The sequence below is a fragment of the Enterococcus sp. AZ071 genome, from assembly GCF_050499065.1.
Lineage (GTDB): Bacteria > Bacillota > Bacilli > Lactobacillales > Enterococcaceae > Enterococcus_A > Enterococcus_A ferrettii.
Map to the genome: position 1 here is coordinate 2,085,217 of NZ_JBIPAS010000001.1, position 23,679 is coordinate 2,108,895.

General features: G+C 39.1%; 21 protein-coding genes. 3 read left to right on the forward strand and 18 right to left on the reverse strand.

The genetic code is table 11. The features are described from left to right. Nucleotides 1-1,033 precede the first annotated feature (1,033 nt). Nucleotides 1,034-1,423, forward strand: coding sequence for a hypothetical protein (locus IGI49_RS10290; RefSeq protein WP_429964407.1), 390 nt, complete (start codon nucleotides 1,034-1,036; stop codon nucleotides 1,421-1,423). A gap of 61 nt (nucleotides 1,424-1,484) precedes the next feature. Continuing rightward, nucleotides 1,485-2,060: a DUF2922 family protein gene (locus tag IGI49_RS10295; protein WP_429964408.1), complete on the forward strand. Its 576-nt coding sequence runs from the start codon at nucleotides 1,485-1,487 to the stop codon at nucleotides 2,058-2,060. Between the two features lie 247 nt (nucleotides 2,061-2,307). On the opposite strand, the gene IGI49_RS10300 is transcribed toward IGI49_RS10295, so the two are convergent. From IGI49_RS10300 to IGI49_RS10375, 16 genes are all read right to left on the reverse strand, one after another. Continuing rightward, nucleotides 2,308-3,477, reverse strand: a complete 1,170-nt coding sequence (locus tag IGI49_RS10300; RefSeq protein ID WP_429964409.1) for a 3D domain-containing protein — start codon at nucleotides 3,475-3,477, stop codon at nucleotides 2,308-2,310. Nucleotides 3,478-3,613: 136 nt separating this feature from the next. Next, complete coding sequence (locus tag IGI49_RS10305) at nucleotides 3,614-4,555, reverse strand: LCP family protein (protein ID WP_429964410.1); 942 nt, start codon at nucleotides 4,553-4,555, stop codon at nucleotides 3,614-3,616. Nucleotides 4,556-4,598: 43 nt separating this feature from the next. Then, a complete protein-coding gene (gene wecB, locus IGI49_RS10310) occupies nucleotides 4,599-5,711 on the reverse strand; it encodes a non-hydrolyzing UDP-N-acetylglucosamine 2-epimerase (RefSeq protein ID WP_429964411.1) in 1,113 nt (370 codons plus the stop codon). Between the two features lie 160 nt (nucleotides 5,712-5,871). Next, entirely contained in the window at nucleotides 5,872-6,357 is a 486-nt protein-coding gene (locus IGI49_RS10315) for a DUF4352 domain-containing protein (RefSeq protein ID WP_429964412.1), read from the reverse strand. 16 nt (nucleotides 6,358-6,373) lie between these two features. After that, on the reverse strand, nucleotides 6,374-9,262 hold the full coding sequence (locus IGI49_RS10320) for an immunoglobulin-like domain-containing protein (RefSeq protein WP_429964413.1): 2,889 nt from the start codon (nucleotides 9,260-9,262) through the stop codon (nucleotides 6,374-6,376). A gap of 66 nt (nucleotides 9,263-9,328) precedes the next feature. Further along, nucleotides 9,329-10,012, reverse strand: coding sequence for a CpsD/CapB family tyrosine-protein kinase (locus IGI49_RS10325; protein WP_429964414.1), 684 nt, complete (start codon nucleotides 10,010-10,012; stop codon nucleotides 9,329-9,331). A gap of 19 nt (nucleotides 10,013-10,031) precedes the next feature. Next, nucleotides 10,032-10,805, reverse strand: coding sequence for a YveK family protein (locus IGI49_RS10330; protein WP_429964415.1), 774 nt, complete (start codon nucleotides 10,803-10,805; stop codon nucleotides 10,032-10,034). Between the two features lie 35 nt (nucleotides 10,806-10,840). Next, on the reverse strand, nucleotides 10,841-11,524 hold the full coding sequence (locus IGI49_RS10335) for a sugar transferase (protein WP_429964416.1): 684 nt from the start codon (nucleotides 11,522-11,524) through the stop codon (nucleotides 10,841-10,843). Nucleotides 11,525-11,794: 270 nt separating this feature from the next. Continuing rightward, on the reverse strand, nucleotides 11,795-12,502 hold the full coding sequence (locus IGI49_RS10340; protein WP_429964417.1) for a winged helix-turn-helix domain-containing protein: 708 nt from the start codon (nucleotides 12,500-12,502) through the stop codon (nucleotides 11,795-11,797). Between the two features lie 42 nt (nucleotides 12,503-12,544). Continuing rightward, nucleotides 12,545-13,768: a glycosyltransferase family 4 protein gene (locus tag IGI49_RS10345; RefSeq protein ID WP_429964418.1), complete on the reverse strand. Its 1,224-nt coding sequence runs from the start codon at nucleotides 13,766-13,768 to the stop codon at nucleotides 12,545-12,547. Next, nucleotides 13,765-14,490 carry a WecB/TagA/CpsF family glycosyltransferase gene (locus tag IGI49_RS10350; protein ID WP_429964419.1) on the reverse strand — a complete coding sequence of 242 codons (726 nt, stop codon included), beginning with the start codon at nucleotides 14,488-14,490 and terminating at the stop codon, nucleotides 13,765-13,767. Before IGI49_RS10350 ends, IGI49_RS10345 begins: the two co-directional genes overlap by 4 nt. 4 nt (nucleotides 14,491-14,494) lie before the next feature. Beyond that, the gene (locus IGI49_RS10355) at nucleotides 14,495-15,898 is read right to left on the reverse strand and encodes a lipopolysaccharide biosynthesis protein (RefSeq protein WP_429964420.1); all 1,404 of its coding nucleotides are present in this window, start codon (nucleotides 15,896-15,898) and stop codon (nucleotides 14,495-14,497) included. Continuing rightward, nucleotides 15,898-17,106: a polysaccharide pyruvyl transferase family protein gene (locus IGI49_RS10360; protein ID WP_429964421.1), complete on the reverse strand. Its 1,209-nt coding sequence runs from the start codon at nucleotides 17,104-17,106 to the stop codon at nucleotides 15,898-15,900. The genes IGI49_RS10355 and IGI49_RS10360 overlap by 1 nt, the downstream gene beginning before the upstream one ends. Nucleotides 17,107-17,122: 16 nt before the next feature. After that, on the reverse strand, nucleotides 17,123-17,611 hold the full coding sequence (locus IGI49_RS10365; RefSeq protein ID WP_429964422.1) for a YveK family protein: 489 nt from the start codon (nucleotides 17,609-17,611) through the stop codon (nucleotides 17,123-17,125). 211 nt (nucleotides 17,612-17,822) lie between these two features. Then, nucleotides 17,823-18,857, reverse strand: a complete 1,035-nt coding sequence (locus IGI49_RS10370; RefSeq protein WP_429964423.1) for a glycosyltransferase family 4 protein — start codon at nucleotides 18,855-18,857, stop codon at nucleotides 17,823-17,825. A gap of 2 nt (nucleotides 18,858-18,859) precedes the next feature. Beyond that, a complete protein-coding gene (locus tag IGI49_RS10375; RefSeq protein ID WP_429964424.1) occupies nucleotides 18,860-20,077 on the reverse strand; it encodes an O-antigen ligase family protein in 1,218 nt (405 codons plus the stop codon). A gap of 361 nt (nucleotides 20,078-20,438) precedes the next feature. Between IGI49_RS10375 and IGI49_RS10380 the strand changes: the two genes are divergently transcribed. Next, a complete protein-coding gene (locus IGI49_RS10380; protein ID WP_429964425.1) occupies nucleotides 20,439-21,971 on the forward strand; it encodes a helix-turn-helix domain-containing protein in 1,533 nt (510 codons plus the stop codon). Nucleotides 21,972-22,009: 38 nt separating this feature from the next. Here the strand turns inward: IGI49_RS10380 and IGI49_RS10385 are convergent, their stop codons facing one another. After that, nucleotides 22,010-22,768, reverse strand: a complete 759-nt coding sequence (locus IGI49_RS10385) for a tyrosine-protein phosphatase (RefSeq protein ID WP_429964426.1) — start codon at nucleotides 22,766-22,768, stop codon at nucleotides 22,010-22,012. Between the two features lie 15 nt (nucleotides 22,769-22,783). After that, nucleotides 22,784-23,599 (reverse strand): putative ABC transporter permease, encoded by an 816-nt coding sequence (locus tag IGI49_RS10390; RefSeq protein WP_429964427.1) that lies wholly within the window; start codon nucleotides 23,597-23,599, stop codon nucleotides 22,784-22,786. Nucleotides 23,600-23,679: the final 80 nt, after the last annotated feature.

A 23,679-nucleotide genomic window follows, 5' to 3' on the forward strand; every position in this document is an offset into this window, starting at 1 on the left:
ACCAACTAAAAATAACCGCATGACCAAAATGAACACAGGCCAAACTACGCCATTTTAATTAATCACTGTTCACATTATACTTTCATCTACACAAAAATACAACAACACTATTATAACTTTCAGATTAAAAAACATCGCAAAAAGCTATCCTGTTCGGGTTAATTCAGTTGTATTTATTATTTTATATATTATTTATATAATTCTGTTTCCGAAACATTATTAGGTTCATTCTAATAAGAAAAAATATTTCTTTTTCGCTTGGCCAATCTTGGAAATAACAACAATTTCAAGTAGATAACTTTTTTTGTTTTTCTGAAAGAATCGGTGCTTTTTCATAAAAAAACAAAAAGCTGGAAAATAGTTCTCATTGATCTACTGTTTTGTAATATCTGTCATCTAATCTAGCTCTCATATTTATCTTACATTTGTACCGCTAACTGCTTATCTATACTCAAAATGAAGAAAAATGGTTCATTTTGAATGCTAAACTATTTAGAAACTAAATAAGCGGTATACTTTTCTGAGAATGTTTATGCTAGTTGATATATTTTTGCCAAGTAAACAATCACATCAGCTCCCGTAATAAAGATTCTTTGTTATCTAATTTCTGATCTGGAAGCCAAAATCAAACTCTCCCAAGCCTCTTTTACTAGCCATTCACTAACAAAAACAGCTTGTTATCAAGCAATCAAAGAGCTTTATTCACAAAGTACTCAGGTCATTTTGGGACATGGGAAAATTTTTCTATATGTCCCAAAACGGTGGTTTTTTTAGCTTGAATAGGGATAAAAATTAGTAAAACCCTATCAAATTAGGATTCTTCAAAAATATGTCTGTCAATTTGGGACATGCCCAACCACTTTCGTCGTTTTTCAAATCCGTGTTATTCAAGTATGGTTAAGTCACCAGCTGGTAAACAACTCCAAACAGAAAAAGAATGGACGCTCTTAAAATTAGTTACAAACTACAAACAGGATACGAGCATTAAGAATAGCGGCTTCTTAGACAACAATGAAGAAATGAGGAATCCATTATGTCAGAACAACCCTTCACGCACCAACAACTGTTTACTCTCAAACTTGAAACGATCGAGCAAAGGCTCATGGAATATTATCAGGAGACCCAAAATAGCACTATGACTATTAAGCTATTGCTTGCTTTACGTGTCCGCTACCAACTTGGAGCGAAGGAGTTCGCTCTGGTATTGCAAGACTTAGTTCGTTACTTATTTATGAATACAAAAGCGACGAAAACCATGAAACGCTTCTTTTGGTATTTTGCAGATTATTTTGAAACCCGTGAATTACGATTATTGGGTTTAAAATTGAAACCTGTCCGCAATTTTATTGAAGGTGCCAAGTCTTTTATCAAGTTGCAGATAGCTAAAATTTTTCCAATTGAGTCCGAAACTGAAATTACCTGAGAATAACTAAAACGATTGTCCGTCTCTCTTATGCAAATAAAAGCCGAAAGGAGTTATAAACATGATCAAACTAGTCTCCACCTTCCTAAACAGCGAAGGTAAGCAACACAATTTTACTTTTAAAGATCCTGACACTACGAAAAGTCCAGAAGAAATCAAAGCATCATTGGAATTACTAAGCAGTCTAGAGTTGTTTGAAAAAGATGGTGTCGGCCTATTCCAAGAAGTCGTGAAAGCCAACTATGTAGAAACTATCGAACGACCAATTTTTGAGGGGAATGAATTGTTCGGTGAGCCAGCGCCGATTGAAGAAAAGTCTGAAGGAGGAACAACCTTACCAGAAAAGGTTGGTATCGCTAGTCTTGAAGAGTTGAAAGCCAAAAGCTCTTGGCGCGAGTTACCACAAGTCCCAAAAGTGTCCTTATCTTCCTTCATTAAAGAGGAAGTTCATATAAATGTACCAACTGAAACATTTAACCACCATGATCTATCTGTTGAAATAGCTACAAAAAGCGAGAAAGAAAATCCTGATCCATCAGAGAAACCCTACAACATAGTCAAAGAAATGTTCAGACGGAAGCTGCGTAGAAAGGCCAAAGAGCAACGACGGGATATTCCGCCAGATTCCTCAAGTTAATCTGGAATATAATTATTCTGGTTATGTACAGCTGTACATGACGTCCTTGTTTCCTTGAAAACTAAATAATTGTTTCACTAAACTATCAATGCCGCTTTGAACTCTTAGATTTTTAAAACGTTCTTGCCTATTTCACAGCTTTTTTTTATCCAGTTGCATTCGCTACCTTTCAGAGGTCCACTGTAGCTCTTACTTTTAAGGAACAAAAAAAGACTGAAGAGAATACACTCTTCAGTCTTCGATCATTTTAGCTAATGATGGTTAAGGTTACAGACCGACGTCCCCATTGAATACATTGTTCAACAGTTGGGAAGTGGACATCTACAATATTTCCTTTAATTGCTCCGCCAGTATCACCGGCAATCGCAATTCCATAACCGGAAACTTCTACCATTGATCCTAGTGGAACTACGGAAGGATCCACTGCGACTACCTGCGGATTTTGACGAAGGTCAATTCCTAGTGCAGTGTAAAAGGTGTTTACTGACTCAGCACAAGAGTACGCTGTTGACTGCATCTGAATTGTACGTCCAGATGTTGTCGGTGTACTTGGTGCCGGTGCTGCTGGTTGTTCCGGAGCAGCCGGTTGTTGTACTGATTCTTGCGTTTGTGTTTCTGAAGTTGCGCTGGACGATGCACTTTGTTGTGCTTGTGAAGCAGCTGCTTGCTCTTGCTGCGCTTTTGCTTCAGCAGCTTTTTGCACTTCAGCTTTCTCCGCCGCTTGTTTCGCTTCTTTTTCCGCTTTTTCTTTTTGAGCTTTTTCTGCGGTTAGACGCGCTTGCTCTACTTCTTTGGCTTGACTGATTTCTTCAAGGCTTGATTTCTTATCTGCCAGCTCAGTCTTCAGATTTTCCATTTTATTATCTAGCTGAGAAGACTCTGTCTTCAAATTATCTTCGTTAGCTACCAGCTTTGCTTGGGTAGTCTCTTGAGTTGTCTTCAATTCATCTAACTTAGCTTTCGCCTCATTTAAACTAGTCACTTTTTCTTTTTCGGCCTTTTGAATCACTGACATTGCGTAAGCCCGATTCAAAAAGTCATTGAAGTCTTTTGCCTCAAGCAGAGCTGTAATGGTTCGATCGGTTGTGCTGTTAAGCTGCACTTCCTTCATTCGTTCTGCTATGACTTCTTTACGTTGTGCTATATTCTTTTCCGTTTCCGCAATCTCTGACTTAGTCTTTTCGATTGTTTGCTGATTGGCTTCAATCTCGCTGCGGATTCCGTTTACCTCTTGATAGGTTTTGTTCACATCGTTTAATGCGAGCTGTAGTTCTGCACTGATTTTGTCACTTTGGCGTGCGATAGTCGTTGCTTTTTCATCTAGCTTATCCATTGATTCGGCTTGAGCGAACACTGGTGTAAGCATATTTGTGCTTAATAAAACTGTCGCAAAAATACCAAACATCTTCCCCTTCACTGCATTTCCACCTTTCTGTCTTCCCTGTGGCTATTATACGCAAAAAAAAGGACAACGATGTTGCATGAAGGTTACAGTTTATTACAAAATGTATCATATTTGACAAAATACGGCTGTTTCTTTTTCGCTTGCTCCGTTATTTGGCTAGCTGTTTCTTCAGCAGCACTTGAATTCTCGCTAATTCGTCTGGTAAAAGCCGCTGGTAAGAAATGTTATCCTGCATGAATCCTTCTCCTTTAGCCTGTTCAGATTCTACTTTACTAAAAGCCCCACGATAGTTTCTGATTATTGATTCCGCATCCTTAAAACGGATGTCTGTCTTAATATTGTCACCTAAACTCGCAAGTATTTCTTGATAACCGGTTAACCCTCTAATGCTGACCGCTTGCTTCATGATTCCTTCGATGACCTGTCGTTGTCTTGCCTGTCGGCCATAATCTCCTTCTGGATCATCATAGCGCATGCGTACGTATTTTAATGCGTTGCTTCCATTTAAATGCTGCAAGCCGATTGGAAACTCGGTTTCTTCATACGTGAAAGCAAAGGGATTGGATACTTCAATACCTCCTACTGCATCAACAAGAGACTCGATTCCTTCCATATTAATCGTTACGTAATAATTGATCGGTATGTCCAGTAATTTTTCAACGGTAGCAATGGTCATAGCTGTTCCGCCAAAGGCATAGGCGTGATTAATTTTATCAAATGAACCCTGCCCAACAATTTCAGCATACGTATCTCGAGGCAAACTGACTAACGTTGTTTGTTCTGTTATTGGGTTAACTGATGCCACCATAATCGTATCTGAACGTCCCTGTTCAGTACGACCTAATGCACCGGTATCTACACCAAGCAGTAAAACACTAAAGGGCTCCTTGCGTTTCAAGTCAATTGGTTTTGCTTTCTGCGTTCGTTCAACAGATTCGTAAGCAGCGTCTGTTGTTCCTTTTACGTCATATAGTACCTTTCCGCCGACTGCAATGATTAGTAATAAACTCATCAATAAACTGGTAACTGATATCCGCAATATTTTTTTAAGTTTTCTCGTTCGCCGAAAAGCTCTTTGTTTTTTTCCCATTTGTCCACTCCATTTTTATTCTCTTGCAGTCGTCTATTGGCAACTATGTAAAACTAATTTCTTGATGTGTGGCTAAAATATCAACAATCCGTTGACTAGCATGGCCATCACCATAGGGATTCACAGCATTGGCCATCTTAGAATAGACTGCTTCATCCGTTAGAAGTCTGATCGTTTCTTGGTAAACAGTTTCCTCGTCAGTACCAACTAACTTCAAGGTTCCCGCCTTCACTCCCTCTGGTCGTTCTGTGGTATCACGTAGAACAAGTACAGGAACACCTAAGGAAGGGGCTTCTTCTTGAACACCACCAGAATCGGTCAAAATGATGTCACAGCGCTGGGCAAAATTATGGAAATCAAAGATATCTAGCGGTTCAATTAAGTTGATATTAGTGAAATTTCCTAATTCCTTTCGTGCCAGCTCTCGAACTAAGGGGTTTTTATGCATAGGAAAAATGATTTCAATTGCTGGTTTTTCGGCTGCGATTCGAGCGAGCGCTTGAAAGACCTCTCTCATAGGCTCTCCAAGATTTTCTCTGCGGTGCATGGTTACCAATAGTCTTTGTTTGCCATTATCAGGTAGATAGTTATGTGTATACTCGGGGCTGATGGTATAGCTCATCGCATCAATAGCCGTATTGCCTGTCACAAAAATTTTATCTGCCGCTTGATTCTCCTTGACTAGATTTTCAGCACTCTCCTTGGTAGGGGCAAAGCAAAGGTCTGCCAGGTTATCAACTAGCTGACGATTCATTTCTTCGGGGAAGGGCGAATATTTATTCCAGGTTCGCAAACCTGCCTCGACATGTCCAATGGTAATCTTTTGGTAAAATGCGGCTAACGCTGCCGCCATAGTAGTTGTAGTATCGCCGTGCACCAGCACAATATCGGGTCTTTCCGTCTCTAGAACCGGAGTTAACCGACTAATAATTCGAGTGGTCACATCCGTTAAATTTTGCTTTTCCTTCATGATAGCTAAATCAATATCAGGAATGATTTCAAAGAACGCCAGAACCTGATCCAGCATAGCTCGATGCTGTCCAGAAACTACTACCTGTGATTGAAAACGAGCATCTGCTTCCAATGCTTTTACTACTGGTGCCATTTTGATTGCTTCCGGTCGGGTTCCGAAAACAGACATTACTTTTATCGGCATTATGTATCTCCTTTTCATTTCTTATAGCAAAGAATCTTGGAAGAGCAGTTGGATACTTCTCTTCCAAGATTCTCAAATTGTTCGCAGAAGCTGCGAAAGATGGAGCTAAGCAATAAAAGATCAATGATTATTTGCGAAAGTAAGAGGATGAAAAAATCGATTATTGCAGGTCCCAAGTTTTCAAGGCTTTGTCTGCGGGTGCGTATTCCAATTTTGTTGGTTTTTCATCGGGTTCAATCAGATAATAAAGCTTGCCTTTTGCAGATTCGTCTGGCTTCAGCACACCGCCAAATGCCTCCATTTCTTCCGTCACAGGATAGGTTTTATCCTTTTTATCTGTAACTAATCGAAAATCGATGGCGCCAATTCCTTTATCCTCAGTTCCAATATTTTTGTTTTCTACTGTAAAGGTAATCAACTGTTTAGGCTTATCTGCCTGATCAACTGACTCACTGCTGGATACTTCTGTAAGCTTCATCTCAATACCATCAGCTGTAAAAGGTGTATTCAACCCATCTTTTACTGCAACCTCTGCTACTGGCGCAGCTCCGTCTCCATCACTGTTGGCTGTTTTTTTATCGCTTGCCGTACTGCATCCAGCCAGAAGAAAGCAAATTGCAAGAATGCTCAATACTAATTTTTTCATTCAAAATCTCCGTTCGCTAGTTTACTAAAATTGTTTTACGATCTAATTCCTTGCCGTCTGGAGCATAGGCAATCAAATACGCTGTATCGCCCTTCTTAATTGAACTCCCTACGTAATAGGTGAATGAACCGCTCTTGAAATTTCCGCCAATTGAAATCAATCCGCCATTTACGTATAGTCGTGCTTGTTTCACATCTCCTTGATAACTGCCAGTAAGTTCAGCAGAACCTACAGTATAGCTATTGGGAGAAATGCTGCCAGTATACGAAGCATCCGCGAATGGTACTTTGACATTTTCCTGCAAGAGAACATCATTTGTTCCATAAGCATTTAAGGTAACAACATCACCCTTTTTAATTGAGTCTCCAACGTAATAAGTGAAACGACCGTTTTTGAAGCTTCCGCCCCAAGAAATAACATTTCCGTTAATACTTAAACGTGCTTTACGTACATCGCCTGTATACTTACCAGAAATTTCACCATTGCCTACTGTATAAGAATCTGGTGTAATTGTTCCTTTTAAAGAAGGCGCTGGTTTAATCGTTACTTTATTGTTTTGTGTTAGTAAAACATTGTTTTGATCGTAGCCGTTGATTAACACGCTCTCTCCAGCTTTAATCTTATTGGCACCTACCCAGTAAGAGAAACGTCCATTAGTGAATGAACCGCCTAATGAAAGAACAGTGCCATTTACTATAACTTTAGCTTTTTTCACATCACCACTATATGATCCAGTAATGTATTCATCACCAACTGTGTAAGCTTCCGCTAACAATGCTCCTGAAGTTGTGGATTCTACTTGTACCACTTTGCTGTCTAATTCTTTATTATCCGCTGAAAGAGCCACCAAACGTACTTTTGAATTTTTAGACAACGCATTTTTACCTACATAATAAGTAAAAGTACCGTTTTTAAAGCTTCCGCCTTGTGAGATGAGTTGATCATTGACATATAAACGAGCTTTTTTCACATCACCGGTATAAGTTCCTGTAATTTGTTCTGAACCCAATGGGAAAGGATTCGGTGAAATTGTACCTGTTGCGGCTGGAGCAGCAATAATATTGACTTTGTTATTTTGGGTTAAGACATCACCATCTACGTCATAGCCGTTGATTAAGACACTATCGCCCTTTTTGATTGCATTTTTACCAACCCAATAGCTGAATTCACCATCTCTAAATGAGCCGCCTAAAGCTAAGGCTTTTCCATTCACGATCACTTTGGCTTTCTTCACATCGCCAGTATAAGTACCGCGAATATATTCATCATTAACTGTATAATCGTATGCTGAAACAGTACCAGTATAGTTTGACAATACCTTAACTGGTCTCTCGTCTAATTTCTTTTTATTTTTATCATAGGCAACCAAAGTAACTTTTGAATTTTTCTTGATTAAACCAGTGTTTACTTCATAAGTAAATTTACCGTCTTTCAAGGTACCGCCACTAGAAACAAGGTTATCGTCTACATAAAATTCAAGGTAAGAGACATCCCCTTCATACGTACCAGTAATTAAGCCTTGGCCAACTGTATAATCTTTAGGAGTAATACTGTTAATTGTACTCTTCACTTCTACTTCAATATCTTTAGTCGTAACACCTTTGTGGCTATCTGTTACTGCATAAGTAATGTAATACTTTCCAGCAACATTGGTATTTACTGAGTTAGAACGAATGGTTATACTAGAAGTCAAATCGCCATCTTCTTCATCACTAGCCGTAACACCTTCTAATGGATTAAACGGTGCACCCTTTTCAATCACTTTATTTTCTGCATGGATAACCGGCAGCGAGTTAGCTGCGACGGTTACGTTGATTGTTTTAGTCGCGGTTAGACCGTCACTATCCGTGATTTTATAAGTGACAGGATACGTACCAGGAACATTTGACTGAACTTGATTATCAAGTAATACGACATCCTTAGTAAGATCACCGTCTTCTTTATCTACAGCAGAAACGCCCTTCATTGCAAAGGCTCCGCTAAAATTATCACCTAAAACAATTTTACGATCAGAGGCTGTTAAAACAGGTTTTTCTGTTCCATAAGCAGGATCCAATTTAGCATATTCTAAGAATCCACTCGATTCTTTCGCGCCACCGACAGTCCAGTCGATTACGTTATTGTCCTGAGCTAAGGCTGTGCTGAAGTGGTATTTACCGTCTAATGAGTTAGGTATACGAATTTCAGTATCTGAAACAAATCCACCTAAGTCGATATTTACTGTACAGTAAACAGTTGGAACAATCCCAATTATCGTTGAAACTTTTGGATTTTGAATAATTAACGAGCCACTGTCAGGATCAACTTTAATATCAGTCGATTTGTAATTATAAGATTTTATTGGAATCCCCATATTCCAGGCCTTCATTTGACCAGAAAGATAGTTGATAAAACGTGGATCCTGCAATAAAGGTTTGAACTCATTTGGTAATTTGACTTGATAAAAAGTTTTGTCAGAAACACCTAAATTGGCTAATTGCTTAACAGTTAAGTCGACAGTTAAAATACCTTCTGTTTTTTTATTGTTAATCACTAATTCTTTGCCCGTTGAGGTCTTTAAGCCAATTTCTCCCCACGCAACTAAACCAATATCACGAGTTTGTCTACCAGGCGCTGCCTGCTCTTCTTGCTCTGGTGTATCAGCGGTCGGTACTTCAGCACTTTCTTCTGGTGCCGGTGCAACCTCTTCACTGGTATCTATCGGCACCTCTAATGTAGGCGCTTCTGAAGTTGACTCGCTAGTAGCAGCAGTAGATTCTTCCGGAAGTTTTCCTTCTGGTAAAGGTGCTGCCTCCTCAGTTGTTGGTGCGGTATTCTCTTCTGCTAATGACACTACAGGCAATAGCCCGGCGTTTAGCAGCATCAAGCCGCTGGCCCCAATAGTTAATAATTTCTTTTTCTTCACTTCTTTTTCCCCTTTCTTCTTCCCTTTTATTTGAGATAAAACCTCGTCCTATTCATCAACCACCTCCTAATACTTATAGTATTTATAGTGCCCATCATTCATTGACTTAGCTCCGTTATATACAACCCCGATCAGGCGAGCATTTGAGCGTTCTAATAAATTTTTGCATTTGACTAAATTATTTCTTTTAGTACGATTTTCTCTTACTACTAGAACCACACCATCCACCTTCGAAGAAAACAGCTGAGCATCCGTTACTACCAGCAACGGCGGTGAATCAATAATGATTAAGTCGTATTGCTCCTCCAGCATAACGAAGAGTTGATTTAATCGATTCGAATTCAACAGCTCTGACGGATTCGGCGGTATCGGCCCCGCCGGAAGAAAATCTAAATTTTTAATTGGGGTCTTTTGAATAACCTCTTCTGGTAATTGTCGATAATTGCTTAGCAGTGTGCTAAATCCCTGTGTTGGTGAAGACAATACATTAAAATACTTTCCAGCAGTGGCTCGTCGTAAATCCCCATCAATCAGCAAAACCTTTTTATTGGTTTCAGCCATTACAACTGCTAAGTTAGCAGCCAAGGTTGTTTTTCCCTCTTCTTGTTCTGTCGAAGTAATCAGCAGCAGCTTCAATGGATTGCCAGAAGTTGCGGCAAATTGAATACTGGTACGGACATTGCGATACTGTTCCGTAATGGGAGAGAATCGGTTTTCAATCGAAATTAAACGTGTTTCGGTTTCTTTCATGTTGGTTTTTCTTCCTTATTTAGATTCTTTTTCTTTGACGCCGTGAAACAGTGATTGATTTATCAGAAAGATTTCTGCTCAATAGTTCTTTATCTTTAGAAGTCATTTTCATATCCGTATTGCTGGTAAAAGGAATAATCCCCAATGAATTGCAGCCAAAGATATCGTAAATGACCTGTTCAGACTTAATTGTCTGATCCAGACTGGCACGCAGCAGTACAAAAATAAAGCCGAGCATTCCACCCACAAACAAGCTTAAGACCAAATTCAATTTGTGATTTGGTGAAACTGGTGACTGACTAGCAGTTGCTTCAGTCGTAATCGATATTTCACCCGGAATTTGACTTTCAGCTAAAGCCTCCTGAAAAACTTCAGAGGTGGTATTCGCTAGATATGCAGATAACCTTGGTCTGTCACTTATTGCTCGAATCGAGAAAAAAAGTGATTCTTGTTGCTGTTCCAAGGTGATCGCTGCTCTTAATTCCCCTAAAGACATAGAAGTATTTTCTTCAGCCTTTAGTTTCGCTTGGACTCTGCCTAGCACTAGATCACTTAACACCAATTCCTTGTAGGTCTTAACCAATTGCAAATTAGCCGTGATTTCACTCGATAAATCCTCCTCATTTGCTTTAGTAGCAGCAATCATTTGCGTTTGAGAGCTATATTGCGGGGTAATCCAAAAAAAAGAAATGTAGCCGCCAATTAACAGGCCTGCGATACTACAAAATATAATTGTTGCTAATTTTTCTCTTACTATTCTGAATAGGAAAGAGAAATTCAACGATTCATCCATAATGATTTACAGCTCCCGATTATTTATGTACTTGCTCAATATGCGCCGTCATGTGTAAGTATTACCCACAATGTTTTAGCGATGATTTTCAAATCAAAAAACAAATCTCCTTTATTTATATAGGCTAGATCTAATCTGATCATTTCTTCAAAATGCAATTTGTTGCGTCCGCTGACTTGCCACAGTCCGGTACAGCCTGGCTTGATTCGTAATCTTAACCGATGATAATTGGAGTACTTGTCTACTTCACACGGTAAAGCTGGTCTAGGCCCAACAAGTGACATGTCTCCTTTTAAAACATTAAATAGCTGAGGAAATTCATCAATACTAAATTTTCTCAAAAACCGGCCCGTACGGGTGATCCGCGGATCATATTTCATTTTGAACATATATCCTTGAATCTCATTTTTATCCAATAGTTCATTCAGTCTTTCTTCAGCATCCACCGACATCGTACGAAATTTGTACAAAATAAAAGGCTGCCCCTTTGCTCCCACACGAGTCTGGCTGAAGAAAACCGACCCTTTCGGATCTTCTAGTTTTATTAAAACGGCAACCAGCACAAAGGGAATGAACAAGACAACCAACCCCAAAAGGCTCACCATAACATCCACTGTGCGTTTCGTTTTGCCAAAGAAATAAGCCGAATCATCAGAAACAGACTGCTGTACTAATTCAACTCGTTCTGCTGTGGAGTTCTTTTCATAAATATTATTCATTCTTTCACTTCCAACAGATCGACAACCTGAGCCGATTTATTTTTTACTCCCAAAATACTGACTATTGTTTTTTCAACTGATTCAAAGCAACAATCCAATAGTAGAACACTTTCGTTTTTTTGAACCATCAATTAATTACTCGTTTTTTACTATTTTTTATTAAAAATCGCTTTAAATCTGAATGAAAGCAGAAATATCGTGCGGATCCATTCATTTTTTGTTCAATTACGAACTTTTTATTTATAAGCCGTTGTCAAATGGACTATACGTTTATACCTTAATCAATTGATAGAATTCATCTGAAATCTGGTATCCCTTGCCCCAAGCTGTTTCAATCGGTTCACATGGAATGCCAATCTTGCGTACCTTAGACTTAATATTTCGTACGCAAGTCGACAATGCTGAACGCTGCGAATTTGAAACCAGCTTTTCCTTCCAAATTTTCCCGCACAATTCTTCACGAGAAAGATAGGATCCTCGGCATTCGTATAAAGACAGCAGCAAAGCACTTTCACGTTTAGAAAAACCAATATCGTAAAAATGATACTGCCCTTTATTAAATACACCCTTCCCATTAGAGAATAAAATCTCTACTTGGTTGTCACTTTCTCTTTGAGTAATAGCCTGACAAAGCTCTCTCACTTCTTCTAATGAAGCGTCTTTTCTTATCCATTGATCAATAACATATTCCGTTTGCTCTTCCTCGAAGTCTTTAGTATAGTCACTTTCAAACTTTCGAACGATTGCCGTCGCATGTTTTCGAATGATTGGAACGACTGCCTTTATTTCCTGATAAGAGATAGTCTCACTCAAAATAACTAAGCTAAAATAGGAAAGAATCGCTTCTGTCTTTCCTGGCGTCATGTAACTATCCTTCACTAAACTGGTACTGCACAGCACCTCATTATTTAATTGCTGGAGCTTGTTTTGACATTCAGTTTCGGCCAATAAATTCTTGGTTAAAATTAAAATTTTCATTGAATAGTCCTCATTTCCTTTATAATTGAGATTTCTTTTGTACTAATCCGCGAGTAAGGCTTCGACACTTGCAACAAATTCCTGATAGTAACGCTCCTTCGAGTGGCGATTCCGTTGCTTAATCGCTTGCTCCTGTAATTGATGTCTGAACTCAGGATGATGAATCAGCTGATCAAGACCCTTAGCAAAATTTTCGACAAAGTTTTTATCGTAATCAATTAGTAGAGCACTGTTCTGACTGATGTATTCAGGAATACCGCCAATTTTTGTCGCGATAACCGGAATCCCCATCGCTTGCGCTTCTACAGCAGATAGACAGCAAGTCTCATGAAAAATTGATGGAACTGCACAAATATCCGCAGCTTTCAAATAGTTGGGAATTTGTTCCTTGTCAACATACCCAGTAAAGACAACATCGATAGGAAGTCTCTCAGCTTGCATCTTGACCTTTTTGACATAGCTATCCTGCTGAGCCGAACTGTAGGTATTTCCTCCTATAATCAACACCTTGACCTTGGTTTTATATTCAATTTGGCTCAACGCGTTCAATAAAAGGTGAACCCCCTTCGTTTCCGTGATCCTGCCGAAAAAAACAATTACACAATCTTTCTCCTCTATATTGAATTTCTCGCGCCAGCTTTTGCGCTCCTCCATTTCAGGCGGGCGGTAGCTAGCTAGATCAATGCCATTGTTTACTCGAAAGAATTGTGGTTCAGTTCCAGTAACAGGAATCGTTTTGGCTTGCTGATTTAAAAAGTCGCAAACTGAAATTATGCCATCCAACTGTTGGAATATGCTTTTCCCATGTGATGTCCGTTGATTCAAATAGTCATTATGCAAATAAACAGCTAATTTGCCGGGATAAAACTCTCTCAGGCTTAGAACTCGTTCTGGACAATTTAGATCAATTACACAATCCATTGGTTGTTCCTGCAAAACATCCTTGGCCTCGGCTATAAGAACCGGATAGGGGATTAACGTACGCTTTTTTCCATCAAACGCAGCAAGAACCTTATTCATGCACTTTTGAAAAAACCACCATATCGGATGTTCTTTCGTCTTTGCTGAAATAATTTGAGTAGCTTGATGTTTCTGATTGAAAGACTCAATCGCTGAATCCTCTCGAGAAATCACGAATAGTTCCACTAATTGGTGCCGCTCATTTTCTTCAATTAATGTTTCTATCAAAGTTTCAATTGCGCCGCCACGGACAGCTGGAACAGGCAATTTACCGTAAGTCAGCAGCAACACACGCTTTTTCTTCATTTCGCCTTCTCCCGTAGTGTTAAATAAACGAAGTACAAATTTTCAAAAATGTAGCGTTTGTATAGGCGCAGCGGTTCTTTCATAAACCGGTGAAGCCACTCTAATCCGCTGCGCTGCATCCATCTTGGCGCTCGTGAAATCTCTCCGGCTAAAACATCAAAGCTTCCGCCAACCCCCATGATCAAATTGGCTTTCAACTGATACTTGTATTTATTGACGAATTCTTCTTTATAAGGAGAAGTAATACCAACAAACAATAGTTGCGGCTGACAGGCCGCAATCTCCTCGACCACCTGTTCCGCGTCTTTGAAATAGCCATGATGCGCACCTGCAATTCGTAATTTTGGGTACTGCTTTTGCACTGCCGTCAATAGCTTTTCCAATGTACTTTCCTTTGTTCCTAAAAAATACACGCTAAACGCTTCTTCCTCTGCTCGTTTTAAGAGCGCCTGCATCGTATCAATTCCGGTCACTCGCTCAATTTTTGTCTTATTAATCCAGTGACAGGCTCTGACAACTGAATAACCGTCGGCACTCACCATATCCGCTTGCTGAATGATTTGTTTAATATGTGCATTTCGTTGACTTAACACGACTTTATTTGAATTAACTCCAACGTGCTCTATTACTTCATTTCGTCGAATCCGGGTGACAATCTCCTCAACCGTTTCTGTCAGAGTGCCATCGTCAATCGGTAAGCCAAACAGTTCTATTTTATTCATTGGATTATTCCTTTCTAACAGGCTGATGCACGATCCCTATCAACCCCATAAAAATTAGCAACAAGACTTGCAGCAGGACTGTTGCTCCCTTTGACACAGGGGACCAGTAAAGCAGTCCGATCTGAAGGAGCAGCAAGATCACCTGCCCATTCATTCGCTTGGTAGACAACTGACTTTTCGTTAGCTGACGAGTTTGACGCTTTCTAAGATAAAAAATTACAAAGAAACCTAACGCAGAAGCCAAGGAAGCTCCATTAATTCCGATAAACGGGATAAGCAACCAGCTGGCAATCAAACTAATTCCTGCTCCCACCAAAGAAGTAGTTAAAACGCCGCGTGTTTTTTTTACTACTATATAAGTAGTGCCGAAAAAGCCTGAGATACAGGAGAAAAAGTTACTAATCAACAGCAACGGTATATATGCTTTTGCATAATAAAAATCTTTCGACAGCAGAATAGAAGCTAACGGATCCAAGAACAACAGAATGCAGCTGGAAAATACAATCAGCAAGGTGCTGTAGTAATTAAAAACTCTTTGAGCAAAGACGGAAGCATTCTTTTTTCGATGGTTTTCCACCGCTGACAGCTGCCAAGCCTGCAAAAAAATAGAACCGACTACTGATAATAGGTTGGGAACTTTGCTGGCAGCTGCATACATTCCGTTACTGGCTACTCCTAAAAAGAAGGTCATTATGAAACGGCTGGAGGTCGTCAATACCCACCACATAGCAGAATTAGGAATTAAAGGCAGGCTATATTTAATCAGCTGTCTAGTTTGATCTCTATTCAAGCAATTCGCTTTCGTCGGCCAGGTATGCAACGAAGCATTTCCCATTAAAAAGATCAGTGATAGTCCATTAGCCAATGCTAAGGAACAAAAGTAGGCAGTCAACTTATCCTGCATTCGACGAAAAAGCAGAAATCCAAACAACAACGTTAATAGGGACAATAAGATACCATTTGCAGCATAAACCTTTAATTTCCCCATTCCTTTGATGTATTGCATAAGGATAAGCTGAAAGGATTGCAAAACCAGTAAACTAAAGCTGAACAGCCAGATTGCCGACGAAAGTCCACCAGATCCAATAAGAAAATAGCTGCCAAACAAGATGAATCCAATCATTCCAATTCCCCAGCTATTAATCTTTAAAGCAGTATGTAATAGTTTTTCCTTTTCCTGCTGCTGGTTGCTGTCTAAGGTAAAACGCAGCACCCCCTCTGATATACTGAGGCTGACAATTGGCAGAGCTAGATTTATGCTGTTAAGGAGCAGATCAGCCATTCCATACTCAGCGGTTGTTAAATAGTAGGTATAAAACCCTACTAAGAAAAACGTAATCAACTTGCTGCCAAAGCTGCCGATAGCCAGAATGAGCGAATCATTGACTAACTTTTTATATTGATTCATCATTCCTGGAAACGCTGTTCTAGCGTGTGCATAATCTGATGATTGATCGCAAATTTTCCCTGCATGGCTTCTTTACACTCTTTCATTTTCATCAGTTCCTGTGGATTATTTGTCAGCTTCGTTTGAACCTTCTCAATTAGCAAATCCAGATTCGGGGCCAGTTCTTCAATTGGCAGCACGTCATCCTCCAAATTGAGATTTCGAAACATTTCCTTCACCTTTTGCTGCCAAGATAAACCAATAATCGGTATATATTGAGACACTGCAACAATCATTGAGTGCATTCGCGTTCCAATCACTAAGTTCAACCCTTCGTACAACTTCAGCAAGGCTTCCTTGTCTTTGATTAAGACAGAAGTGACCTGCGAATAGTTTTCAAAACTGGCGTAAATCGCTTCGAGCGTTTCATAATCTTGAATTTCAGATGAAAACAAAATAATTTCACTGTTCATTTGAGCCAACCGCTGAATCAATTGCTTCATTTGGGTTAAGTAGCTTAGATACTCTTTGTGAGAACATCCGGTAATCCGATAATCAATCACACAAATACCTATTCGCTGATTCAGCCGCTTTTTAGCCTTTAATTGTTCAAAAGGCAAAGTAGCTGGCAGTAAAAAAACTGGGTCTACTGAACCATAAGCTGCAGAGTGCTGATCCTCTGGTAAATAATTCAGTGATCGTTGATCCCGAAACGTGACATACTCACATTTTTTTAGTGTTTCAACTGCTGCAGCTTCTTGCTTGTTTGTACAAAATGGCCCAATTCCAATTGAGCTGACAAAAATGGGGACCTGATGTTTTTTAGCTAGTGAAACCACCTGATCAAATCTTTGAGCAGACAAGGTAGCCGATGATAAATCAAAAATGGCATTTCCACCGCCTATTACTAACAGATCCGCTTGAGTCAACGCTTGCTCAAAATTTGCGATGTCCTTCAAGTCATACATTCTATGTCTGCCGCGAAGCCATTTCCCCTTTGTCACAACATTGCCTAAAAACGGAATACTTCGAAAATACTTGTAATAAATTTCATGAAGCTTTGAACGAGGAACAACTGTCTGTTTTATAACTACTTGCGATTCTTCAATCAATTTGTAACTATATTTTTTCGTTTCACAGTCAGTTAACAGCTGCTTATCCAAGGTTTCTGCAATTAGGCGATCTCCAATATTTGAACTGTCAATAAAACTAACTAGTAGTGCCTTCATTGCCCTACCTCCTCTCTTATATTTCGTACCTGTTCACTACACCGAGTACGTCCACTTCAACTAAACTGGAAACAGCTTCTGGACTTCGCAAAAACTTCCGTTCACGCAAGGAGACCCAGATAAAACAGCTGGTCGTACTTAAAAATAGACTGAAAAGAACCGTGCACGTCAGAACCTTTACTATGCTTGGCGAACGATAAAAATCGTTTGCTTCAGCCGTTAGTGGAAAAACTTCTCTTGGTAATTGACTGTCTTTTACGACTTGCGGATAAATCTTACTTAAATCAGCGGCCAGCTTTTGACTGATTTTGGGATTATCTGTTGTAATGACAACCGTAAAGATTTGAGAATTGATACTACTGGTTACAGTCAGTGCGTTTGTCAGGTCTGATTTTGATTGATTCGGAAATTTTTTCTGTAATTCCTCCATTACTTGGTCACTTTTCACCATTTCTTTGTAAGTTTCGACTAGCTTAATGTTGCTGGCGATGATTCGATTCTCCAATTCTTGTTCATTCTCGACATTTTTTTGCAGTTTGGACTTCTGTCACTGGTAATAAAAATGAAACCTTTTTTGAATAATCAAATCCTTTTAGTAAGACTAGGCTGCTGAAAACAACTGCGATAGCTGCCAACGTTGCGATACTCAACCACTTTTTACGGAGCCACAAAAAAAGCAAAAAATCTTTAAATGAATACACCATGCCGTTCTCCTCTTATTTAGTTAAAGATTGATACACCCTATTCCAGCTCTGAAGATAGTTTGGAATAGAAAAATGCTCGTCGATCATCATTCTTGCCTGATTTGAAAAACGACAACGCATTTCAGGATCACTGAAGAACGCCAATAGATAGTGTTCCATCTCATCAATACTTCCAGGAGAAACTAGATACCCATTTATTTGATGCTTAACCACCTGGTTTATTCCTCCTACTTCGGTTGCCAGATTGGGGACACCATTTGCCATAGTTTCCAAAATTGCCATGGGGACTCCTTCATGATAAGAAGGCAGCAAATGCAAAGCACAATCCTTTAATAACTCTTCTTGTTGATCGGTCCAACCATGTAGTTCAACATTGCGACAATCTAAATCCTTGATTTGCTGAATAATCTTGACTGTTGTCTCATCAGTATCCCCATATAAACTGAAACGTAAATCCGGCAGTTTTTTCTCAATTCTCTTAGCAAGCGTCACGATATCTTGGCTTCCTTTTCGTTCACATATACGTCCGAAGGTTAATACATTCTTCGAGTGCACCTGATAGTGAAAGACTTCAGGTACATTTACTGCGTTCTCAATCACCTGCACCTTAGTAGTCGTAAGCTGCTGATAAAATTGGGCCCATTCTTCACTAAGAGCAACTACCAAATCTACACGATTAAAAATTTTTTCAATTCTGTTCTGACCTCTGGTACTCTTCCTTTGATAAAAAAGATCAAATTGAGGCGCGTGCATATGAAAAATCACCTTGGCATTCTTTTTAATCGCTGTCAGAAGTATGGCCTTTCGATAGAAACTGGCATCTTGAGAAACATGGATATGAACAATCTCAATTTGCTGTGTATGGGTAAGAAAAAACAGCTGACACCAGGCGCGCAAACAGTAAAGAAGTTTAGCACTCGCTTTCCAGGAGCATACATACGAAACCTGCCATTCCTCTTGCTTGAAGGAATGGATAAAATTGTGAATAACGGTTGAGATGCCCCCTTTTCCCTTACTGTCTGGTCCAACCATAATAATTTTTTTCATATTCAGCCTAGCTGCTCCTTCTTTATTTCTTGAATAAACATGGCCATAACGCCAAATACCGTCGCCGATAGTGCCGAAAAGAATACATGGCCTACTAAGAAACTGTAAATAATTGTGAAGAGTAACAGGAACAACCCAAATTTACTGGTGCCTTTATTAAGAATAATGAACCAGAAATAGCTCACTACTAGAACAAGCACAACTAAACCAATCATTCCATAAGAGAAAAACATATCGAAGAAATCCATTTCGATAAGCCCGCCCTTTCGTCCATACCAGTCCCACCGATTCTCAAAGCCGCTGCCAAACCAAAAGATGGCCTGATTATTGGGTGTTTGTAAAAATTGTTCATCAGCATCCCTCAAATAAACATTTCTAGAACTCAGAAGCAGGCGCAGCCAATCGTCCTGATACAACGTTTTGAAATAAACAAATCGGGTAATTACACTAGACAAAGACTTCAGTATAAATTCTTTCCCTTTCACTACTAGCAATAAAAACAGCAGCAGTAAAAACTCAAACACAAAGAATTGTTCGTAGAGGGTTCGGCTCCGATAGTGAGAAATAAAATAAATGACCAAATAAAGAGAATACAAAACACCTGCCAGCAAGCCTGATTTCGTTCCCAAAATCACTAGACAATACAGATTAGAAAAATAAAGAACCAATAATACTATGGTTTGGAAGGGTTTCTCCCGGCGGATTAAAAACCAGCCAATTAAAAACAACAGAATCAAGAAGGCATAGGCAATATCGTTTGTTGCAAAGTAGAAGCCTTTAAATCCAGCTGTTTCGTCATAGGTATTATTGCCAATCCCCAAGAGATAAGGGATGACTAAACCGCCAACCAAGAAACTATCTAATACAATGGTTAACCAAGCCATTTTTTTCAGCGAAAACTGTTCTTGATATTGTTCAGCAAAAAAAGGAATCAATAAACATAAGGAAAAACGGATAATGTATGAAAGCTCCTTGATCAAAGCTGGTATCCCCGTTCTAAAGTAAAAGGACTGAATGACACAAACCAAAATCAGTGAGACCAATGAAAGAAGTAACAGAAAAAAGATTCCTGATCGCCTGATTCCTTGAAACAGCACGCTATATAGAATAAAGCAGATAAATAATAGTCTATATGCAATCCCCAGAGGAACTTCATGCCCATATGTGATAAAAACGCCATTGAAAATATCTACCAATGGAAAAATCATTAGTAATATCAAAAAAAAATAACTTCTTATACGATCACCCAAACTATTTCCCCTCTTTTGTAAACTGAACACCTCACTAACCCTCGATGTTCCCTTAAGCACGGTTAATAATAAGCTAACTATTAACCAATTAAACGTCTAATTTTGTTCGTTTAGCGTCTTTTTTTGACCGATCAAACAGGATTTTAAAGTATAAAATAATATTTAAATAGTCCAAAACAGATTTTTTTGTTTCTATTAAGTTAAAAATCCTGCAATCACACAGAAAATCATGTTTTCATTTTTTAATTAATTATTTTATGAGTTAAACATTTATTAGGAGATTTTACTGCATGTCTGGTTTGTTAGGTAGGAAAGGGGTTAGTCTATAAGGATGTTTTCAATTGATTATTTAGCTTCACTGTTTGATAAGGAAACGATTACTAAGATTAAAATTGTTTATTTACTAAAGGAGAAGAAAACCTGGTTGTCCATTGATGAATTGTCTTCACAATTGGGCATCAACCAGCGAACTATTTTAAAATATCTTGCTTTTATTGAAGAAGATATCTCCGCCTTTTCCATGAACGCGGACATTTGTTTAGAGAAGCATGAACGCAAAGGATTTTTCTTATCTTATGACTTTGATCCAACGTTAAGTGATTTAGTCTTCTTCATGATCGAGCAAACGATTAACTACAAGTTGTTGATGGATATTTTTTTCGGAAAGATACATTCAATTATTCAGTTTTCCCATAATTTCTACGTTAGTGAATCTTCCTTATGGCGAATGATTAACAAATTCCGCAAAAAACTTCTGCCGATGGGCATTGCTATCGAGCGACGATCCCTAAATTTATTAGGAAATGAAATTCAAATTCGGAAATTAAGCTATTTTCTGTTAGTCAACTCTTATGCAAAAGGGTACTGGCCTTATACGAGTACAACAAAGCTGTTAACTGAAAGACTGGTCAAAAAGATCATCGACTTTTTTCATCTATGTCTGTCTGATTATGAATATATGAAAGTATTTTGCATGGTTGCGGTTTGTATTGAACGAACGAAGCAGGAGAAGTATGTCATTTTAACCAAGGAATTATCGGAGAACATCGACAACAATGAGCTGTTCACTCGCTTTGCCAATGAGTTAAGAGATGTTTTGCCTAAACAAGCACATCGAAGAGACGAAGTCGGTTTTCTATTTCTATATATTTTCACTAGAGATGAAGCTTTCAATGATACCTATATTCGTAAGCTTTTTCTCAACTTTCATCAAGAAAAAAATACGCAATTATCTCAATCCGTGCATACATTAAAAGATCATTTATCGCTGAATCATAACTTTATTGTCCCGAAAGACGAGCTCCAGCTGATTAATAAGTGCTTGTACAGTGCTCACTTATATTGCCAGCTTTTTCAAAACAGAGAACAATCTGCTTCTGCCGAATCTATGTTTCAGTTCAATACGATGGTTTCACCGCATCTAATAATGAAAACCAAAGAATTGATTCACCTGCTCTATCACGAAACGGGGTTTTCCCTTTTTAAAGAAACGGATTATTTATTGAGTATTTATCCATTATTATTTGAAGTAATTACTCCTATCCCTAAAATGGAGGAGCCTTTACGTATTTTTTTTGTGTCAGATTTATCAAATCTGGAAGAACATCGGCTGATTAATCGGATTAAAACTGAATTTTTAGGACATATAAATTTGGAAATCTATACTCATCACGATTGTTTAATTGATTTTCAAACGATTGATTTAGTTCTTTCCACTAAACGAACGATTACAAATGGGTATTCAAAAATTCCAAACGTGGCTATTCCAAAGGAACCCTCGAAACTTGATTTTTACAATCTGGAAACTAAATTACATAAAATGTATGTGCAAAGGGAACAGCCAAAAGAGCTTATTTCCCTCTAACTTCGACGGAAATAAGCTCTTCTTGTGCATCGCATTTTTTAGAAAAAGCGACTTCGTTTTATCTTTTGAAAGCCCGGCCGCTGAACCGGATCCCCATTCAGCAAATCTTTTGCCATCTGTTCCATGGCCTGCGCATAATCGATTCCAACATTCTTCTCAATTTCTTGATAGGCCTCTTTTAAATAAAAACCACGATGCTGAATACTGTGGGCATCGGAAGCAACCATGTAAACGAGTTTGTTCTCCAGCATCGTTTTAGCCGTTTTTTGAATCTTTCTGCCAAAGAAGCCCGTAATACTGGGCGCTGTTAACTGAGTCAACGCGCCCATTTCTAAATAAGGCAGTAGACGATTCGGATCTTGACCAAAGAAGGCATTTCGCTCTGGATGTACAATCACTGGCGTATAGCCTTGCCCAATCAACTGGAAAAAGAGCTGCTCAGCATATGCAGGTACTTCCAATGTTGGAAATTCTACTAACAAGTAGTGATTGTCCAAGTCAGTAAACAAGATCTCTTGCTGTTGGATTGCCTCCATCAGTTCCCCCGTTATCCGTACTTCTTGTCCTTCAAACAGCGTCAATTCAATTCCTCGCCGGTCTAATTCCTGCTGCAGATTTTGAACAGCAGGAATTATTTTTGAAGCTGGATTATCGTAACGACCGTTGTTATGATGGGGCGTACATAGAATATGTGTAATCCCTTGCCGAATTGCTTCGTGGGCCATGGCTATACTTTCATCGAGGGTTTGCGGACCATCATCCATCCCAGGAAGAATATGACAATGTAAATCAATCATACGTATCACTCCTAACTATTTGCTGTCTTTGCGCAGTTCCTTCACCAATTTTCGAATTTCTTCGATTGAACTGCTAAAATCCTTGGACTGCATATTAGGAAAGCCCGACAGGAAGCGGCGCTCCTGCAAATTCAAACGAGGCAAGCGTCGGCTGCCTTCTTTTGGCTGACGCAGCTCTGCTAGCCAATCGTAGTGATCGGAAACTTGCTGCTTGATTTCTGATAGCCGCAAACTGGAAAGGTCCTTGTTTTCCTCCACTGTCTGCTGCAGCTGGCCCTTCTTTTCTTGGATGGCTTCATTTAACTCATTTAATCCGCGACGGAAAGCTGGCACACTACTTAAGGTAAAGCCTAAATCAAAGCTGATCAGCATCAGTAATCCAATAGGCAGAAAAATGCCAAAACGGTCACTCCAGTTAGCTGCCAGCAGCATTAACCGCGGGTTTACTACTTCAACAATTAGTAAACAGCAGATCCCCCAGAAAATCGAAACCGGTACAGCCACTCGACCATTAATGTTAAGGGGGACTTGGTTATAATCCCAAAGACTGGCATGGAATAGTCTCTCCAATAAAAAGCTGGTAACGTATTCTAATGCGGTTATTAGAATGAAAGCCAGACAAAAAACCACAAGCTCATTGTTCTGATAAGGTGCAATAAAGTATAAAACCCCCAGTACACCAAAGCCGTAAATAGGTGTGATTGGTCCTAACAGAAAGCCTCGATACACAAATTTCTTGGCTTTAATCGAACAATAAATGGTTTCCCACACCCAGCCAATCAAGGAATAACAAAAAAATAAAAGCACAACAATTGAAAATTCTCGTTCCATCGTTCCCCTCCTTCTGTTTGATTCTACCAGATTTCTGCAAAATCTCGTATCAAATTTCGTCCGTTTTCTAACAAAATGAG

Excerpts from the sequence above, each read along its gene's own strand:
- IGI49_RS10290 (WP_429964407.1), top strand. The coding sequence starts at position 1,034 with ATGTCAGAACAACCCTTCACGCACCAACAACTGTTTACTCTCAAACTT.
- IGI49_RS10295 (WP_429964408.1), top strand. The coding sequence starts at position 1,485 with ATGATCAAACTAGTCTCCACCTTCCTAAACAGCGAAGGTAAGCAACAC.
- IGI49_RS10305 (WP_429964410.1), bottom strand. The coding sequence starts at position 4,555 with ATGGGAAAAAAACAAAGAGCTTTTCGGCGAACGAGAAAACTTAAAAAA.
- wecB (WP_429964411.1), bottom strand. The coding sequence starts at position 5,711 with ATGCCGATAAAAGTAATGTCTGTTTTCGGAACCCGACCGGAAGCAATC.
- IGI49_RS10315 (WP_429964412.1), bottom strand. The coding sequence starts at position 6,357 with ATGAAAAAATTAGTATTGAGCATTCTTGCAATTTGCTTTCTTCTGGCT.
- IGI49_RS10325 (WP_429964414.1), bottom strand. The coding sequence starts at position 10,012 with ATGAAAGAAACCGAAACACGTTTAATTTCGATTGAAAACCGATTCTCT.
- IGI49_RS10330 (WP_429964415.1), bottom strand. The coding sequence starts at position 10,805 with ATGGATGAATCGTTGAATTTCTCTTTCCTATTCAGAATAGTAAGAGAA.
- IGI49_RS10335 (WP_429964416.1), bottom strand. The coding sequence starts at position 11,524 with ATGAATAATATTTATGAAAAGAACTCCACAGCAGAACGAGTTGAATTA.
- IGI49_RS10340 (WP_429964417.1), bottom strand. The coding sequence starts at position 12,502 with ATGAAAATTTTAATTTTAACCAAGAATTTATTGGCCGAAACTGAATGT.
- IGI49_RS10345 (WP_429964418.1), bottom strand. The coding sequence starts at position 13,768 with ATGAAGAAAAAGCGTGTGTTGCTGCTGACTTACGGTAAATTGCCTGTT.
- IGI49_RS10350 (WP_429964419.1), bottom strand. The coding sequence starts at position 14,490 with ATGAATAAAATAGAACTGTTTGGCTTACCGATTGACGATGGCACTCTG.
- IGI49_RS10355 (WP_429964420.1), bottom strand. The coding sequence starts at position 15,898 with ATGAATCAATATAAAAAGTTAGTCAATGATTCGCTCATTCTGGCTATC.
- IGI49_RS10360 (WP_429964421.1), bottom strand. The coding sequence starts at position 17,106 with ATGAAGGCACTACTAGTTAGTTTTATTGACAGTTCAAATATTGGAGAT.
- IGI49_RS10370 (WP_429964423.1), bottom strand. The coding sequence starts at position 18,857 with ATGAAAAAAATTATTATGGTTGGACCAGACAGTAAGGGAAAAGGGGGC.
- IGI49_RS10380 (WP_429964425.1), top strand. The coding sequence starts at position 20,439 with ATGTTTTCAATTGATTATTTAGCTTCACTGTTTGATAAGGAAACGATT.
- IGI49_RS10385 (WP_429964426.1), bottom strand. The coding sequence starts at position 22,768 with ATGATTGATTTACATTGTCATATTCTTCCTGGGATGGATGATGGTCCG.
- IGI49_RS10390 (WP_429964427.1), bottom strand. The coding sequence starts at position 23,599 with ATGGAACGAGAATTTTCAATTGTTGTGCTTTTATTTTTTTGTTATTCC.